Consider the following 18,784-nt stretch of genomic DNA (forward strand, 5'->3'; position numbering starts at 1 on the left):
ACGTACGAGCCAATTTGTTCGTACGTACGAGCAAGTTTGTTCGAACGTAGGAACAAACGGCTTCGAACGTAGGAACCCGATGACTCCGAACGTAGGAACAAACGGCGCTGAAGGTAGGAGCCCGTCTGCCCTTCGGGAAATATACCTATATATATAATGTAGAACCAGCTGTTGCATAATTGCGTAAAAATATATTCCTTTGCAGAAACAAATAAAAAGATGGGTATGAAAGCATGGATTATACAGGCAGTGCTGCTCGCCCTGTCGGTAGGCATGGGCGCACAGGAGTGTTATCGCACGGAGATTCTGAATGAGAAACGCATCAAGACTTTACAAGTAAAGCAGCCGGATGTTGTGTATTATGAGCCGATTCTTACGCTGGGCTCGGACGAGGTGTTGGAAATCAGCTTCGACGACATGACGACGCATTTCACGCGGTATGCTTATGAAATCATCCATTGCAACGCAGATTGGACGCGCTCCTCCCTTTCGCCCATCGAGTATATGCATGGGTTTCAGGGACTTTCTATAGATGACTTCGCCAACTCCTTCAATACGACGACGCAGTATACGAATTATCGGTTCTATTTGCCGAACGAGGACATCCAGTTTAAAGTAGCTGGAAACTACGTGGTTCGAATCTATCCGGAAGATGAGCCGGACAAGACCATCCTGACGGCTTGCTTCGCAGTCGTCGACCCGCTCGTCGATATCGAGGCGGAGGTAACTGGTAATACGCTGGTGGATACCTACCGAAGTCACCAGCAGCTCAACTTCTCGGTCCTGAAGAAGAACCTGATGATTACGCATCCGGCTACGGACCTGAAGATTCGCGTCTGCCGAAACCGGCGCATGGATGACGTGGTCTCGGAAGTGACGCCTAGTGCTATCCTGTCGGACCGAATCGTATACGAGAATAACCGCTCGCTTATCTTCCCGGCGGGCAATGAGTATCGCCGCTTCGAGTTCTTGACACATCGCTACAACGGGATGCGCATCGAGCGGATTGCCTATTATAATCCCTACTACCACGCAGACTTATACGTCGATTACCCCAGCGCGATGGGCACGTATGAATATGACCAGGACCAGGACGGACGATTCTATCCGGCCTGCAGCCGCTGCGAGTCGCCCGATACGGAAGCTGACTATTACATCGTCCACTTCACCTTAGCGATGCCCGAAGCCAAGAGTGGGAAGGTGTATCTGAATGGGGATTTCGTCCAGAACCGCTGCGGAGAAAACAGCGAGATGCACTTCAACCCGGAGACGAACCAATATGAGAAAGCCCTGCTTCTGAAGCAAGGAAACTACAACTACCAGTACATGTATGTGCCAGACGGAGAGGAGAAAGGAACGGCCTCGCCGATAGAAGGCGACTTCCACCAGACGGAGAACGAGTATACGATATATGTCTATTACCGTCCGATAGGCGCACGCTTCGACCAGCTCGTCGGTGTGCAGACGGTGCGGTATGAGCCGGGACAATAAGAGAGAAACTAAGCGGGGAAGACGCGCTTGCCGGAGACGTAGGTGGCGCGTAGGGAGCGGTCGTCTGCCATGACCTGAAGACCAAATAGCTTTTGGGCGATGTCCCATTGGTTTGTTCGGGAAAGATATTCGGCGCGAAGCTGTTGCGGGAGGGTCGAGAGGTAGTCGACCACGATGAAATCTGCGTACCGACCGGGCAGGAAGGTGCCCATCTCGCCGTCGAGCCGTAGGGAACGAGCCGCACCCAACGTCGCACGGTAGAACGACTCGAATGTGGAAAGGGAATAGCCTCCCAACTGTTGGATGCCGTAAGCCGCGCCCATCGTGCGGAACATCGAAAAGGAGGTCCCCGCGCCTACGTCCGTTCCGAGCAGCGTCTCCACCTGAGCGAGGTTTGCCTCCTTCAGCGAGTAGAGGCCGCTTCCTAAGAAGGCGTTCGACGTAGGACAATGTACCACCGCCGCGCCCGCCGTAGCAATCCGCCGCCTTTCTGCGTTCGAGAGATGAACCCCATGCGCCAAGAGCGAGCGGTCCGTCAGGAGGCCGAAGTCCTCGTATACCTGCAAATAATCCTTCTTATCCAGAAAGAGCGACAGGATTTGTCGTATTTCGTCTTTGTTTTCAGAGAGATGCGTCTGCAGATAGGTCGTAGGGAAGGCCTGGAGCAATTCGGCACAAAGCTGCAGCATCTGCGGAGAACAGCTGAGGGCAAAACGGGGCGTGACGGCGTAGCGAAGGCGACCCTTCCCGTGCCAACGCGGAAGGAGCGAAAGGATCTGACGCTCGCTCTCCTCGACCGATTCGCAGAGAGCCGGCGGCGCCTGGCGGTTCATCTGTACCTTCCCCGTAATAAGGCACATGTCGTATCGGGAAGCCTCGTCGAACAAAGCCTCGACCGACTGCGGATGAATCGAGGCGAAGGCGACGCAAGCCGTCGTCCCGTTCCGGAAAAGTTCCTGAAGGAAAAGCCGAGCGATACGCCGGGCGTGACCGGCATCTCGGAAAGCCTCCTCGGCCGGGAAGGTATAGAGCTGCAGCCAATCCAGCAACTGCTTGCCATACAGACCTATTATCTCGGATTGCACATAGTGGAGATGCGCGTCGATGAAGCCGGGCATCAGGAGGAAACCTCGGTAATCGACCAGCGGAGCCTCGGGATAAGCCGCCCGGAGCGTCGTGAAATCCCCCACCGCCTGTATGCGACCGTCGGCGACGCCAAGCGCACCATCCTCGATGTATTCCCACGACGAAGCCGACGTGAAATAGAAAAGTTCGCCCCGATAAATCGTCGGGCGTATGTCACTTGGTCGGTTCCACATGAAGCATGATATGTGTATTTTGTCCGAAACGGATACGGAGGCGGTCTTCGATCTGACGGGTAAGCGCGTGAGCTTCCTCGACAGTTGTCTGCCCGTTCACGCGGATATGGGCTTCGATAGATATGTCATTCCCGATGTGCCGCGTGTAAAGGTTATGCGGACTGCTCACGCGGGGGTCTTCTATTAATAAGGAAAGAATCTCCTCTTCGAGCTCTTTAGGTAGCGACTTATCCAGTAAGTCGTTGAGAGCCGAAGTCGTTTGAATCAGCCCAATCTTAACGATGAAGACGCTGACTATTACCGCAGCGAGTGGGTCCAGTACACGCCAAGCATCGCCGAGGAGAATAGCACCGCCGATTCCCAGCATCGTGCCGACCGACGAGAACGCATCCGAGCGATGATGCCACGCATTCGCAATCACCACCTGGCTGTTCACTTGACGGCCGACGAAGCATGTGTATTGATAAAGCGCCTCCTTTACAAGGATCGAGATGACGGCCGCGACGAGCGCGACCCAACCTGGGCTTTCCAGCTCCTGCCCTTCGAAATAATACCCGTAAATCTGGCTGATGCCGCTCCAGAAGAGACCGAATGCGACGAAGAGAAGAAAGAGACCGACGATACAAGTGGCCAGCGTCTCGTACTTGCCATGACCGTAATCGTGGTCCGTGTCACGCGGTTTAGCAGAAATATTCACAAAGACGAGGACGATGACGTCCGTAATAAAGTCCGAGAACGAATGGATAGCGTCGGCTATCATCGCACTGCTGTTCCCGACGAATCCTGCTATAAACTTGAAGACCAGAAGCGCAATGTTCACCACAGAGCCCACTAGCGTCACTCGGACAATTCGCCGTTCCCGGGTTTTTGCATCCAATTCCATTGCCATAACTTTCGTATTTTGCTTAATCAGGCGCAAAGGTAAAAAAATTGCGGGAACGGCAGCGTCGATTAGAGCAAATTCGACGCGAGTTCGGAAAGTTCGCTACGCTCCCCTTTGACGAGATTGATGTGTGCGAAGAGCTCCTGCCCTTTCATCTTATCGACCATATAGGCGAGGCCGTTGCTCTGTGCGTCAAGATAGGGAGAGTCAATCTGTTGGATATCGCCCGTGAACACCATCTTCGTCCCTTCTCCTGCGCGCGTGATGATGGTTTTAATCTCATGCGGCGTCAGATTCTGCGCTTCGTCGATGATGCAGAACGTGTCGGACAGGCTGCGTCCTCGGATGAAAGCCAGCGCCTCAATAGCCAGACGGTTCTCCTTCTGCAGTTCGTCCAAACGGCGTGCTTCGGAGCCGTTGTAGGTGATTTGCCGTTTAATAAAATTGAGGTTATCGAAGAGCGGCTGCATGTAAGGCGCGACCTTCTGCTTCTCATCGCCAGGAAGAAATCCCAGATCCTTATTAGCCAACGCGACGATCGGGCGGGCCAGGAGGATTTGTTTGTATTCGTCGGACTGCTTGAGCGCAGAAGCCAGCGCAAGCAACGTTTTGCCTGTACCCGCCTTTCCGGTGAGGCCGATGAGTTTGACCTCAGGATCGTTCAGGACCTCGAAGGCGAACGTCTGCTCTGCATTGCGTGGCTGGATGCCATAGTTTGTAGATTTATCCACGCGCTTCACTTTGGCTGTGAAAGGATTAAAGCGAGCCAGGACAGAGTTCCGCTCACTCTTCAAAACGAAACACTCGTTGGGGACGAGCTTCGAAGCTAAAGGCTCGAACCGCTCCACATCAATACCGCTCGGAGCCGCATAGAGCTCATCAATGAGCGCTGCGTCGATGCCCTCGTATGTTTCCTGAGCCTTCTCGAAGATATCCACGTTCACCACTTTGTCCGTTATGTAATCTTCCACCTTGAGTCCTAAAGAACGCGCCTTCATCCTCAGGTTGACGTCCTTGGTTACTAAGATAGTCTGCATGTCGGGATGCGCATCGGCCACGCGGAAGGTACAGGAGAGAATGCGATGATCCGGTGTTTTCTCGACAAACGATTCTGCTACCTTTGGGTGGTATTCTCCGCCAACGACGACGTGCAGCATACCAAGGTTCGGACCAAGCGACGCTCCCTTTGTAAAGAGGTCATTGGTTGTGACCATGTCCAGCTCACGAACAAACTCGCGGGCGTTATAGTTGATTTGATCGCTTCCCCGTTTAAACTTGTCCAGTTCTTCTAATACGACAATGGGAAGATAAATGTCGTTCTCCTGAAAGTTCTCGATGCATTTGTAGTCGTGTAAGATTACGTTCGTATCCAGCACGAAATTCTTCTTTGTTCCCATGATATTCTCCTATTAAATTCAACCTAATGTATACAAGTAACTATTATGAGGAGAGAAATGTTCGGTAACTTAAAGTAATTTCACTTCATTCTACGAAGAATTTCAATTCCCCATAAGAAGCCATGAGATAAACAGTAATCCTCGCCATATACTTAATATTTAATAGATGAATATCTCCTATTCTATTGTTTACGAAACTCATTGGGAGTATAACCCGTATACCGCCGGAAGAAGCGGGCCATATACGACACGGAGTCGAAGTGGAAACGTGTGGCAAGCTCCTTGATAGAGATATCCGTATTTATCAGTAGCCGTTTCATTTCCAGGATAATCTGTCGGTCAATCAACTCTTTGGGCGATATCTTTACCGCCTTGTTGGTTATCTTCGACAGATAATAGGGCGTGATACACAGCTCGTCGGCATAGAACTTCACGTCGTGGTGCGCGTAGCAGTGCTCCACCACCAGCCGACAGAAACGATTGAAGAGCCGCCGGGCGGGACTTGTAGGTAGTATCTCTGTCTGCGTGCCTTCCGACACCACGACACTCTCCACTGCCATGAAGAAGTTTTGCAGGTGGTTGCGCAGCATCACGTAGGCCGACTTCTGCGACCTGCACCGCATGATCCAGCGGAGCTGGTCTTCCCATACGCCCAACTGTTCCCACTGCTCGGGCGAGGTGCGGAAAATGGCATGCTCGTACAGATAGTCGAAGAAAGGCGAAGAGAGGGTGAACGTGGCTTCATCGAACAGCCAGGAGGAGATTTCGATGCGCTTGGCGGCAAAGCTTTCCGACACGTCGTTCACCACAAACAGAATGTCCGGAGATATCAGGATGATGTCCCGGTTGCGTACGGCATACGGTTTAAAGTCCACCGAGACGAGCGCCCTGCCCGACACGCAAAACAACAGGATGCACCCGTCCGTGCGGATGCTTCTCCCAAGCTGGTCTCTCCAGTTGCAGAGGCCGTATTCATAGTCTTTTCCTTCCATCAGTGACATAGGTGTTTCTATTTTTACTGCAAATGTATGAAATAGTCTCCTACCACCATCTGCCTGTTTTCAAAAGTATCCTTCTTGTCGGGATTTGTCCACTGGTTTTGGACGGGAAACGTCCTACCTTTGCGCCCATTACAAAACAAAATAGTATATGGATATGAGACAAATGATTTTTGTATGGACTGTGTTATGCGGGGCATGCTTAGTTTCTTGCCAAAACAAAACAACAGAGGAAAAACCACAGGCTTATCCCGTTGTCACCGTAGCACAGTCGGCAGTAGAAGTAACGGAAGATTACCCCGCCACCATACGCGGGCGGCAAGATATTGAAATCTTTCCGCAGGTGTCGGGCAAAATCACCCGTGTGGCAGTGACGGAGGGCGAGCGTGTGTGCCGGGGACAGACACTCTTCATTATCGACCAGGTACCTTACGAAGCCGCCCTCCAGACCGCTATCGCCAACGTAGAAGCGGCAAGCGCAGCCGTTGCCACCGCGCAGCTCACCTACGACGGCAAGCGCCAGCTATTCGACCAGAAAGTAATATCGCAGTTCGAGCTGAGTACGGCGCACAATGCCCTGCTCACCGCTCAGGCTCAGCAGGCACAGGCGGAGGCACAGGAGCTTAATGCCCGCAATAATCTCTCTTATACAATTGTAACAAGTCCTGCCGACGGCGTTGTCGGCACGATTCCTTACCGTGTGGGCGCACTTGTCAGCTCCTCCTCCGCTTCGCCGCTGACCACGGTGTCAGACAATTCGGTGATGTACGTTTACTTCTCACTGCCTGAAAACCGGATGCTCTCGCTCATCCGGCGTTACGGTTCGGTGGAGCAGACGCTCCGGCAGATGCCTGCCATGATACTGCGTTTGAATGACGGTACCAGTTACGGTGTAGAGGGTCGTGTGGAAAGCATAAGTGGGGTTATTGATGTGCAGACAGGTGCCGTGAGCCTGCGTGCAGCCTTCGCTAATCCCACGGGACTACTGCATAGCGGTGGGGCAGGCAACGTGCTCATTACCGAAAAGATAGACAGCGCGCTGACCATCCCACAGGGTGCCACCTACGAGCTTCAGGATAAAGTGTTCGCCTACCGTGTGGTAGACGGTAAGGCAAAGGCTACACGCATCGAGGTGACTCCGCTTAACGAGGCAAAGAAGTACATCGTGCGTAGCGGGTTATCGGCTGGCGAACGTATTGTCTCTGAAGGAGTCGGGCTGCTGCAAGACGGGATGCCTGTCAGCGTGAAGTGAAAATCAATTGATAACTCATCACAGAGGGACAGGAGGCACACAGAGTCTTTAAATTTATTTCTCTGTGGTACTCTGGTTCTCTGTGGTGAAACTAAAAGAAAGAAGAAGCTTTATGAAACTGAAAACATTTATCGAACGCCCGGTGCTGTCTATCGTTATCTCGGTGGCGATTGTGTTGCTGGGCTGCATCTCGTTGGCAACGCTGCCTGTCGAGCAGTTCCCCAGCATCGCCCCGCCTACGGTAGAAGTCATGACCAGCTACCCCAGCGCCAACGCCGAAACGGTACAGAAATCTGTCATCGTGCCGCTGGAGGAGGCCATCAACGGCGTTGAGAACATGACCTATATTTACTCTACCGCCTCCAATGCGGGTGACGTGTATATCACCATTTACTTCAAGCAGGGAACCGACCCCGATATGGCGGCGGTGAACGTGCAGAACCGTGTGTCGAAAGCACAAGGGCAGTTGCCCTCAGACGTAACGCGCATCGGTGTCGTCACCAACAAGCAGCAGAAGTCTATGCTGAAAGCCGTCACCCTGTGGAGCCCTGACGACAGCTACGACACGCAGTTCCTCAACAACTACCTCCAAATCAACGTCATCCCCGAGCTGAAGCGTATCACCGGCGTGGGCGAGGTGACGTTGCTCGGCTCGAACTACGGCATGCGCATCTGGCTGAAGCCCGACGTGATGGCGCAGTATGGCATCGTGCCTTCCGACGTGACCTCGGCGCTCAACGCGCAGAACATCGAGTCCGCCACCGGCTCGTTCGGCGAGAACTATGAAGGCGTGTTCCAGTACACGATGAAGTACAAGGGCCGCCTCGTCACGCCCGAAGAGTTCGGCAACATGGTCATCAAATCGCTGCCCACGGGCGAGGTGCTGCGCCTGAAGGACGTGACACGCATCCAGCTGGGCGACGAGGCGTACAACTACCGGAGCATGACCAACGGACACAACGGCACGCTGTTCATGGTCTATCAGACGGCAGGCTCCAACGCCACGGAGGTCATCAAGCAGATTGACGCGCGTATTGAGGAGATGGCTAAGAATCTGCCAAAGGGCGTACAGTTCGATGAGCTGTACTCCACGAAGAACTTCCTCGACGCCTCCATGCACCAGGTCATCAAGACGCTCTTCGAGGCATTTCTTCTGGTGGTCATCATCACCTATGTCTTCTTGCAAGATGTAAAGTCAATGGTGATTCCCGCCATCTCTATCATGGTGTCGCTGGTGGGTACGTTCGCCTTCATGTCTGTGGCAGGCTTCAGCCTTAACCTGCTGACGTTGTTCGCTTTGGTGCTTGCCATCGGTATTGTGGTCGATGATGCGATTATCGTGGTCGAAGCGGTGCAGGCGAAGTTCGATGTAGGCTATAAGTCATCGTATATGGCGACAATGGATGCCATGGGCGGCATCACTTCGGCAATCATCACTACGACGTTGGTGTTCATGGCAGTATTTATCCCCGTATCCATGATGGGCGGCACCAGCGGTACGTTCTACATGCAGTTCGGTCTGACGATGGCGGCTGCTGTAGGTATCTCTGCCATCAACGCCCTGACGCTTTCGCCCGCCCTCTGTGCCCTGATGCTGAAACCTTATCTGAACGAGGACGGAACGGAGAAGCAGAACTTTGCGGCACGTTTCCGTACGGCGTTCAATGCCGTGTTCTCGGTCATCACACAACGCTATATGGGCGGTGTGCTGTTCTTCATCCGCCGCCGTTGGCTGGCGGTGGGCATTTTCGCCTGTGCCGTAGCTGCATTGGCGTGGATGATGAACATCACCAAGACCGGTCTGTTGCCTGATGAGGATATGGGCAGCATCATGGTGAACGTGACTACACCGCCGTGCAGCTCTCTTGCACGAACTTCGGAGGTTATGGAAGAAATCGAGCGCAAGCTGGACAGCATTCCCGAAGTGGCTATCGCTTCGGAAACATCGGGTTACGGGCTGATTGGTGGTGCCGGTCCGTCGAGCGGCATGGTCATCGGTATGCTGACCGACTGGAGCAAGCGTAAAGATAAGGAACAGGGTATTGATGCCGTGCTTGCCAAAATCAACGGTTTTGCGGCAGACATCCCCGATGCGAACATCTTCGCCATGGCTCCGCCGCTGATTGACGGATACGGCGTGGCAAGCGGTGTCGAAATCTATCTGCAAGACCGTGCGGGCGGCTCGGTGAACGACCTCTACACGGTAGGTCAGGAGTTCATCGCCGCGTTGCAGAAACGTCCGGAGATAGGTTCCGCCTACACCACGTTTAATGTCAACTTCCCGCAATACCTGGTGGAGGTAGATGCCGCCAAGTGCCAGCGTGCCGGAACGACAGCTGATGCTGTGCTGTCCACCTTGGCAGGATACTATAGCGGACAGTATGTGTCGAACTTCAACCGTTTCAACAAGCTGTACCGCGTCATGATACAGTCATCTCCCGAGTACCGCATCACGCCGGAGTCGCTCGACAAGATGTTCACCCGCGTGAACAACAACGAAATGGCACCGCTCAGCCAGTTCGTCAAGCTGACCAAGGTGTACGGTCCCGAGTCGCTTGCCCGTTTCAACCTGTACAGTGCCATGGGCATCAACGGCGAGGCAGCGCAGGGATACAGTTCGGGTGACGCCATCAACGCCATTCGCGAGGTGGCAGCCGAGAACCTGCCGCGGGGCTACAGCTTCGAGTTTGCCGGCATCAGCCGCGAGGAGAGCCAGACTACAAACAACACAGCTATCATCTTCCTGATATGTACGGTGTTTGTCTACCTCATCCTGTGCGGCCTGTACGAGAGCTTCCTCGTGCCGTTTGCCGTTATCCTTGCCGTGCCGTTCGGGCTGATGGGCAGCTTTGTCTTTGCCAAACTGATGGGACTGGAAAACAACATCTACATGCAGACGGGACTTATCATGCTTATAGGACTGTTGGCCAAGACTGCTATTCTGTTGACCGAATATGCAGCCGACCGCCGTCGCGCAGGTATGTCGCTCGTTCAAGCGGCACTGGCAGCGGCCCGTGTCCGCTTCCGTCCCATCCTGATGACCGTGCTGGCGATGATATTCGGCTTGCTGCCGCTGATGTTCGCCAGCGGTGCGGGAGCCAACGGTAATTCATCGTTAGGTTCGGGCGTGGTAGGCGGTATGCTGTTCGGTATTCTTGCCATCCTGTTCTTCGTACCGGTGTTTTTTATCATCTTCCAGTACCTGCAGGAGAAGGTGAAGCCCGTGGAGTTCCTGCCCACCCCCGACTGGGAGATACAGAGCGAGATGGAAGCCATCGAAGAAAGAAAGAAGAATAAGAATAATAGTTGACATATTTCCCTCACAAAGATGGGCTCGGAATTACCCATGCTAGGGTACCGGTCAATACCCTAGCATGGGGTATGACAAACACCCTAGCTAGGGTGTGCTCGGTACCCCTAGCTTGGGTGCTTCCAACACTCCTAAATAGACCCTACAGAAACTTGTTGGACAGATAGAAGAAATATTCATAAACAAGTATGAAAATGAAACAAATAATTATCCTATGCAGCACCACTCTATTATTAGCGGGCTGCCATATCTATAAGCCCTATTCCCGCCCAGAGACAGGCGTGGAGACAGACTTGCTCTACGGTCCGGGCGTAGCGACAGAAGACACCGTTTCCATCGCCACCCTGCCATGGACGGAACTCTTTACCGACTCCAATCTGCAAAGCCTGATCCGCGAGGGGCTGGAGAACAACACCGACCTCGGCATCGCCCGCCTGCGGGTGGAGGAGGCCGAGGCTACCCTCCTCTCCTCCCGTCTCGCCTACCTGCCCACCCTCTCGCTCAACCCGCAGGGGCAAATAAGCAGCTACGACGGGGCGAAGGCGGACAAGACATACAACATAGCCGCCTCCGCCTCGTGGGAGATAGACCTATTCGGCCGTCTGACCAACGCCAAGCGCGGAGCACGTGCCGCCCTCGAAGGTAGCCACGCTTACCGTCAAGCGGTGCAAACGCAACTCATCGCCACCATCGCGAACAGCTACTACAACCTGCTGATGCTGGACTGCCAATTGGACATCAGTGAGCGTACTGCCGAATCATGGGCGGAGATATTACGCACCTACGAAGCGAAGAAGGCCGTAGGCGAGGCAACCGAAGCAGCTGTGGCCCAAGCGAAAGCAAGCAAGCTCAACACGGAGGCTTCCGTCCTTACCCTATGGAAGCAGATACGGGCACAAGAGAACTCCCTCTCCGTCCTATTAGGGCGGATACCCGGACATATCGAACGCTCCACACTGGAAGCGCAGCAGTTCCCCGACACGTTAGCGGTGGGTGTGCCCTTGCAACTGTTGGACTGCCGTCCCGACGTACGTCAGGCGGAAGCTGCCTTGGCACAAGCGTTCTACAATACAAACGCTGCCCGTTCCGCCTTCTATCCGAGCATCACGTTGAGCGGGTCGGCAGGATGGACCAACAATAATGGGGCTGCGATTGTAAATCCCGGCAACTGGCTGTTAAGCGCTATCGGTTCACTTACCCAGCCTCTCTTCAACCGAGGGCAGAACATTGCCAACCTGCGTATTGCCAAAGCACGGCAAGAAGAAGCTCTGCTCAGCTTCCGCCAAAGCCTGCTGAAAGCGGGCAATGAAGTGAACGACGCGTTAGCACAATGGCAAACTGCCCGTTTACGTCTCGACATCGACCAAAAACAGATAGAGGCGTTGCGCTCCGCTGCCGACAACACAGCGAAGCTCATGGAATTCAGCCAGTCCAGTTCTTACCTGGAAGTACTCTCTGCCCGGCAAAACCTATTGCAAGCCGAACTGACCGAAGCAAACGACCGGTTCGACAAAATACAAGGGGTTATCAATCTGTATCATGCCTTGGGAGGTGGAGCGGAATAAAAGTGGTCAAAAATTTGCATACTCCAAATCTTTGACCCACCTTTGCCGCGAAATTACGAAAGAAAGCGTTTTGTAATCCTCATCGGAGGGCAGATAATATGCCGGATAAGATGACTGGGTAAAACCAATCACCTTATCCGGCTTTTTTGTTGAGCAGAAATATAAATAATAACCATAAGACAAGGATTCCCCTATTATGGAACGGCATTTATATTCTTCATCCTGAACATTGCCATTATCGGCTACTATCAGAGCATGGAGCGTGTCAAGCCTGCCACCCTGTTTGCCCTGCTGCGCGGGTTCGTATTCTTGATACCTTGCTTCTTGTTGCTTCCTAAGATTTTAGGAAACAGTGGCATTTGGCTTGCCCTTCCGGTATCAGAGATACTAACCTCTTTGGAAGTCCTTATTGTCTTCGGATTACTTCGAATGAAATCAACTATAAGACCTTAACAAAGGTCGACAATATAAAAAATCCGAGAAAATCACCCACTTTAGTCGAGAGAGGGCGATTTTCTCGGATATACTTCCTATTATTATTTTTCTACAAATTCGAATCAATCCATTCTTTCATGGTTTCGACACCCGGGAATCCCACGTGGAAATGTTTTATTGTTCCCTCTTTATCCACCAAGACATAGGAGGGAACACCGTTTACACCCAATTGTTTACCTACTGCATCCCATTGCGCCTCACTCAACCGGTAATGCTCGCCTTTGATGTCTGGAATCATCTGCTTCCACGTCTCTTCCAGCGAATTCTCGCCCGCTAAGTAGATAAATACCACATCCTTCCCAGCATACTCCTTCTTTACCGGTTCCGTCTGCTTCATAGCGTCTTTGCAAGGCCCGCACCACGTCGCCCACACGTCAATGAAAAGTACTTTACCTCGATAAGCAGAGGTAATGGCATGAAACACCTCATCTGCCGGAATATCCGCAATATTCACCCGATCCACTTGATACCCTGATTTCTTTTTGTTCGCTTCAATTTTCGCCTTCAGTTGTTCGTTCATATCCAACACAACATCACGCAAAACGGGGTTAAGCTTTTCGACCTCCTGGAGTTGATTGGACGTCAGAGGGTGGAACTCAGAAATCGGAAATGCTAATCGTTGGGCAGCGAGGAGGTCGAATAGGATACCTTCATCAGTACCATAAAGTGCCGCCAAGCCGGTAGTATTGTCCGGCAATTCCATACCAACTTTCCAAACCCGCTCTTTACCCGTAAAATTAAGATAACGCAAATGGGGAAATGCATAACAAAAGACTCCATCATAAAGGAAATAAGCATCATTCGGCAACAAACGAGGCACAAACTCGAAGTAAGACCGAGGCGCAACTATATCAGGACGATTGGGCAAGACTGAATCGCGTGGAATTTTATTTACTTCTCTATAAGCATAATCAATGATGCCATATTTGGCCAAATTATCAAACAACTCATGATTAAAACGCATCGTCACCAATTGCCTATGTACCTTATTCAACGACAAACTATCAAGTTTTGCCATAGCTTTGTTATAACGATTCGTCCAATAGGCTTTATATTCGTCCAAAGTCATTGTACTAATATCTTTCATCATTTGCTCATATTCTTCCCTTGATTGGGGTTCTATGGTAAAATGAGCCTGCATATTGGCATTCGCAAGAATATTGTTCAAATCAGCACAAGCTCCCGAAAAACGGTATTTCGCCCCTAAAGAAGGTGCATCTTGCTGCGTTTTAGATGCCTCACGGCAAATCTCAGGTAAATTAATCTCCAGCAAAGTTTCTTCACCCGGTCGCATATAAAAATCCACACCGGCATTGTTCCCCATCAAAACTATATTTGAAACATGCAACAACGGCAAAGACAGAGAGAAACTGCCGTCGTTTTGGACTTCCACATTATACTCTTCCGGACTGCTTGTCAGATAATTAAATGTCCAAATCCGGATACTTTTCGCCATCCCCACGCGATAACCCAAGAATTTACCCTTTAATGTGGCCGATCCAGCCTTTAAAACAGGTTCTTCGAGTGTTGTCATTTCCGGGATTTGCGCCGGTGGAAGTTCGGATTCAGGGCGTGAACCATCCAAACGAATGCCCCAAATTTTGAAATAATCATCCGGCTCTCCTTCGATAAAATCCACTCGTTTCGTACCTTTAGGAAGCGGTTCGAAGATAAGACGAAATGTCGCCTCACCCGAATCCGGCATCCAGTATTTCTCGCTCAGGGTAATGCCTTCGCCCGAACGAATCGCATACGATTGCCCATCCGCTTCAAGACGCGCTTCCCGGGCAATTTGAATCCAGAAGTTAGGCGTATAATACGCCTTGACGTCTACGACGGTAGCCGTGTCTGTCAATGTCACTTTCTCCACCTCAAGCGTGTTCGTATTTCGCACGTCGAAAGCTGGATTTTCCACTACTCCTTTTCCTGTACATCCTGCAAGGAACAAGGATAACCATACAATTACTTTTTTCATGATAAATGTAATTTAATAAAGAATTCAACTCACTCAAAACGGATGCTCCGCGCCGGGTGAATCTTCGTAATCAAATACGAAGGGCCGAGCATCATACCCATGGAAAGAACTAATGTTCCTATATTCAATAAAAGCCACGCCGAAAAGCGCAAATCGATCGGCACCGCATCCAAATAATAAACTGAGGCATCCAACTTAAACAGATGTGTAGCCGATTGCAGAAAACAGATAGCCAATCCGATTACATTCCCCCACAACATTCCTCTCCCTATTAAGAAAAACGATACATAGAGGAATATCTTCCGGATACTTGCATTGTTTTCGCCCAAAGCTTTTAAAATGCCTATCAGCTGCGTGCGTTCCAATATAATAATCAAAAGACCGGAAATCATTGTGAAACCAGCCACGGCAAGCATCAATACCAAAATCACGACTACGTTGATGTTCAGCACATCCAGCCAGCTAAATATCATCGGGTTCAACTCTTTGATGGAACGAACAAAATAGGTGTTTCCCTCGCGGTCTTGCTGTTCGGCCAATTGAAAATAAAGAGCCTCGGCAATTGGGTCGACCTGATCATATTCTTCCACTAAAAGCTCCAATCCGCTCACTTGGTCTTCATCCCAACCATTGAGCCGCTGGACTTGGCGAATATCGGCCAAGACAAACAACTTGTCGTAATCCGCAAAACCAGTTTCATAAATGCCGGTAATATGGAAACGGCGGGCACGCACCTCCTGCTCCACGAAATAGGTCAGGAAAAAATCGCCCACCTTCAAGCCCAGCAAATCGGACAAGTAACGCGAGATGAGCACGTCCGTCGAACGCTTCTTCTCGTCCAGTTGCAAAACTTCACCCTCTTTCAAATTTTGGCGAAAGAACGACCAATCATAGTCCGTCCCCACTCCTTTCAATACAATGCCTTGGAAATCGGTCTCGGTCTTGAGGATACCTGGCTTCGTGGCAAAACGTTCGACATGCCGCACGCCCGGATACACCTCCAAGCTCTTTCGCAACGAATCGCTCACCGCAATCGGAATCGTCTCATAAGAGGAATTATTGTCGAAATTGGTAATCTGGATATGGGAACCAAAACCAATCACTTTATTGCGTACCTCCTTCTTGAAGCCAATCACGATGGCAACCGAAAGAATCATCACCGCCAAACCAAGCGCAATACCAATCGTCGCAATGCGGATGGCGGGCGGTGTAGCCTGCCGGTTATCTTGGGATCCGAAATGGATTTTCCGGGCGATGAATAGTTCGAGGTTCATATCACACGATTCGGATATGCTTCCAAGGCCTTGCGCAAAACGCCGAGTGCTTTCGCCAAGTCCTCTTTCTTCAATACGTAAGCCATGCGGACTTCATCCCGTCCCAAACCAGGCGTCGTATAAAATCCAGATGCGGGCGCCATCATGACGGTCTGCCCTTCGTATTCAAACTCGTTCAAACACCAGGCGCAAAACTTCTCGGCATCGTCTACCGGGAGCTTGGCTACCGTATAAAATGCGCCCATCGGTATCGGCGAATAGCAACCCGGGATGCGATTCAGTCCGTCTATCAAGAATTTCCTTCGCTCTACATATTCATTATATACTTCCAGCATATAAGATTCTGGCGTATCGAGCGAGGCTTCTGCGATGATTTGTCCGATGAGTGGCGGGCTCAACCGCGCTTGGCACCATTTCATGACGCTGCTCTTCACCTGTTCATTCTTCGTAATCAACGCCCCGATGCGGATACCACATTCGCTGTATCGTTTCGAAACGGAATCGACCAGCACGACGTTTTTCTCGATGCCTTCCAGATGGAACGCGGAAATGTAGGGCGCACCCGTATAGCAAAACTCACGATAGACTTCGTCGGAGAAAAGGAACAGGTCGTATTTCTTCACCAAATCCCGCAATTGGTTCATCTCTTTTTGGGTGTAAAGATAACCCGTCGGGTTGTTGGGGTTACAAATCAAGATGGCTTTCGTGCGCGGTGTGATGAGCGCTTCAAACTTCTCTACTGAAGGCAGGGCAAACCCCTCTTCTATCGTCGAAGGTACCGTCTTGATGACCGCCCCACACGAAATGGCAAACGCCATGTAGTTGGCATACGCGGGTTCGGGCACGATGATTTCGTCGCCCGGGTCGAGGCAAGCCATGAAGGAAAAGAACACCGCCTCCGAACCGCCTGCCGTGATGATGATATCGTCCGCTTCGACACGGATGTTGAACTTCGCATAGTAGGTCACCAGCTTCTCGCGGAAACTCCGGATGCCCTCGCTCGGCGAGTATTCCAGCACCTTGCGGTCAATATGCCGCATCGCCTCCAATCCGCATTCCGGTGTCGGCAAATCCGGCTGCCCGATATTTAAATGATAGACTTTCACGCCCCTTGCTTTTGCCCGTTCGGCAAGCGGGACCAGCTTCCGGATGGGAGACTCCGGCATATCAATTCCCCGTTGTGATATATTCGGCATTCTTTTTTACCTTTATTGTTTTTATTAATGGGGGCAAAGATACGAATTATGGGGGATTCAGCAAAAGCCGCCCCCGTTATTCTGCCAGTTTTTCAATCCAGGCCGCGCATTGGCTTTCCCAGGCTTGGAAGGTAGCGGCGCCTTCGAAATCCTGTATGTCTGATGCCTGCTGCTTTTCCTTCCGGAAAGCCGTTTGCCACACGCCGAGCAGTTCCAATGCCCCCGGATATTGTTGCTTGGCTGCCTGAGCGACCCAATCGATGGCTTTTCCAAAGTCTTGCTTCAGACCCTCTCCTTTATAATAACTGATACCCAACCGGTATTGTGCCTCGGCCTCTCCCTGCGCCGCGCGGGCAGCCAATTCCTCTACATCCATCGACGTGGCCTGTGTTTCCGGCTCTTTCGCCACGGAAAGGATGATTTGCATAAACTCCTCTGCCGTGTCGTCCAACAGGTGCAACGTCTCCGAGAAATTACAACGGAACACATCGTAATCCACCTGCAAATCCGTCCCCACGTTCAATACCGATTGCGCCACCAGCATATTGGCCTCCCTGTCCAGGAACATATAGGCAGATGAATAACTCTTCGCATGCAACTTATTGATTTTGTAAAGTACCTGCGTATGCTTCTCCGATGGGATAACCAACGGACAGTAAGCCAACACAATCACAAACCGATTCTCTTCGTAACATCCGATGCGGACGTTCATCCGTATGTGGTTCATCGTAAATGGGAACACGAACTCGGGTTGTTCCTCTTCCTTGTATTCATACGAAACATCCAATTCCGCTAAATGTTTTCTTATTTGCTCTGCTAAAATATCCATATCTTATTATTGTTAATCCTCCAGTTGTTTAGGCATACAAAAGTAATGATTTCGGATGCACAATGGAAACATTTCATGTAAAAAACACACCCGCAAGCATTTTAAGCCAGAGGAATGTTTATTTATACGGAATGCGGAAATAATCCAGCAGGCGTTTGTAGTTGTCTTGCGCCGCCAGGCAGGTGTCTCGCAGATAACCGTTCGTATGTCCCCATTGGCTCAAACCTCTGTAATAAAACAGCTTCAGATCGTCTGTAATAATAAAGGAATTCTAAGACCTATATATCCATTACGACACACCCCCTACAAACATTTCATTGTCAATTCTCAATTGTCAATTGTCCATTACCACAACGTGATGGGCTCCGGATATTCCACTACCAGCGGGCTGCCACCATCATAGGTTTCGATGCGGACTTTATATTGTCCTTCCGTCAAATCCGGGACCATCGTAAATTCGCAACTGTTTTCTGTTACGTTGGTGATAGTCGCGGCTTTAATCCATTCGATGTAATCCTGATCGTTGACGAGTCCGATGACGTGTTCCAGCGTGCCATCCTGTCCCTTCAGCGTGAAGCCTTTATAGTTTACGCCGGTTTGCTCGCCCCGTTCGATGCGATGAGGATTCTCCGGGTCGCCTCCCTCCTTCTGGTAAACGGCGGTGATTTCCGGGGTTTCGGGTTCGGGAGTTGGCTCCTCTTCTTCGTCGTCCGAATCATACGACGGTTTGCTGCCAAGTCCCGCACGCGAAAGCGTCTTTTGCAACTGGTGCAAATACTTGTTTACCTCGTCTATCAACG

At 51.3% G+C, this 18,784-nt stretch carries 13 protein-coding genes; 4 read left to right on the plus strand and 9 right to left on the minus strand.

Annotated elements, in window-relative coordinates; all coding sequences use genetic code 11:
• Window positions 1-225 precede the first annotated feature (225 nt).
• On the plus strand, window positions 226-1,491 hold the full coding sequence (locus B5F77_RS02835; RefSeq protein ID WP_087327395.1) for a DUF5103 domain-containing protein: 1,266 nt from the start codon (window positions 226-228) through the stop codon (window positions 1,489-1,491).
• Between the two features lie 8 nt (window positions 1,492-1,499).
• Here the strand turns inward: B5F77_RS02835 and guaD are convergent, their stop codons facing one another.
• From guaD to B5F77_RS02855, 4 genes are all read right to left on the minus strand, one after another.
• Entirely contained in the window at window positions 1,500-2,810 is a 1,311-nt protein-coding gene (gene guaD, locus B5F77_RS02840; protein WP_087327335.1) for a guanine deaminase, read from the minus strand.
• Window positions 2,791-3,693, minus strand: coding sequence for a cation diffusion facilitator family transporter (locus tag B5F77_RS02845; protein ID WP_087327398.1), 903 nt, complete (start codon window positions 3,691-3,693; stop codon window positions 2,791-2,793). The genes guaD and B5F77_RS02845 overlap by 20 nt, the downstream gene beginning before the upstream one ends.
• 68 nt (window positions 3,694-3,761) lie before the next feature.
• A complete protein-coding gene (locus B5F77_RS02850; protein WP_087327338.1) occupies window positions 3,762-5,090 on the minus strand; it encodes a PhoH family protein in 1,329 nt (442 codons plus the stop codon).
• 182 nt (window positions 5,091-5,272) lie between these two features.
• A complete protein-coding gene (locus B5F77_RS02855; RefSeq protein ID WP_087327341.1) occupies window positions 5,273-6,091 on the minus strand; it encodes an AraC family transcriptional regulator in 819 nt (272 codons plus the stop codon).
• Between the two features lie 154 nt (window positions 6,092-6,245).
• On the opposite strand from B5F77_RS02855, the gene B5F77_RS02860 reads away from it, so the two are divergent.
• The 3 genes from B5F77_RS02860 (at window position 6,246) to B5F77_RS02870 (ending at window position 12,215) form a co-directional block, all read left to right on the plus strand.
• A complete protein-coding gene (locus B5F77_RS02860; protein ID WP_239445713.1) occupies window positions 6,246-7,340 on the plus strand; it encodes an efflux RND transporter periplasmic adaptor subunit in 1,095 nt (364 codons plus the stop codon).
• A 112-nt stretch (window positions 7,341-7,452) separates the two neighbouring features.
• Window positions 7,453-10,650, plus strand: coding sequence for an efflux RND transporter permease subunit (locus B5F77_RS02865; protein WP_087327344.1), 3,198 nt, complete (start codon window positions 7,453-7,455; stop codon window positions 10,648-10,650).
• A gap of 194 nt (window positions 10,651-10,844) precedes the next feature.
• A complete protein-coding gene (locus B5F77_RS02870; RefSeq protein WP_087327400.1) occupies window positions 10,845-12,215 on the plus strand; it encodes an efflux transporter outer membrane subunit in 1,371 nt (456 codons plus the stop codon).
• A gap of 544 nt (window positions 12,216-12,759) precedes the next feature.
• On the opposite strand, the gene B5F77_RS02880 is transcribed toward B5F77_RS02870, so the two are convergent.
• From B5F77_RS02880 to B5F77_RS15670, 5 genes are all read right to left on the minus strand, one after another.
• The gene (locus tag B5F77_RS02880; RefSeq protein ID WP_087327347.1) at window positions 12,760-14,685 is read right to left on the minus strand and encodes a TlpA disulfide reductase family protein; all 1,926 of its coding nucleotides are present in this window, start codon (window positions 14,683-14,685) and stop codon (window positions 12,760-12,762) included.
• Window positions 14,686-14,714: 29 nt separating this feature from the next.
• Window positions 14,715-15,959 carry an ABC transporter permease gene (locus B5F77_RS02885; RefSeq protein WP_087327351.1) on the minus strand — a complete coding sequence of 415 codons (1,245 nt, stop codon included), beginning with the start codon at window positions 15,957-15,959 and terminating at the stop codon, window positions 14,715-14,717.
• Window positions 15,956-17,155: a pyridoxal phosphate-dependent aminotransferase gene (locus B5F77_RS02890; RefSeq protein ID WP_087327354.1), complete on the minus strand. Its 1,200-nt coding sequence runs from the start codon at window positions 17,153-17,155 to the stop codon at window positions 15,956-15,958. Before B5F77_RS02890 ends, B5F77_RS02885 begins: the two co-directional genes overlap by 4 nt.
• Before the next feature lie 76 nt (window positions 17,156-17,231).
• Entirely contained in the window at window positions 17,232-17,984 is a 753-nt protein-coding gene (locus B5F77_RS02895; RefSeq protein ID WP_087327358.1) for a hypothetical protein, read from the minus strand.
• Between the two features lie 345 nt (window positions 17,985-18,329).
• Window positions 18,330-18,784: hypothetical protein (locus B5F77_RS15670; RefSeq protein ID WP_162607942.1), on the minus strand; the 455-nt coding region annotated here is incomplete at its 5' end.

The organism is Parabacteroides sp. An277 (assembly GCF_002159645.1).
Lineage (GTDB): Bacteria > Bacteroidota > Bacteroidia > Bacteroidales > Tannerellaceae > Parabacteroides.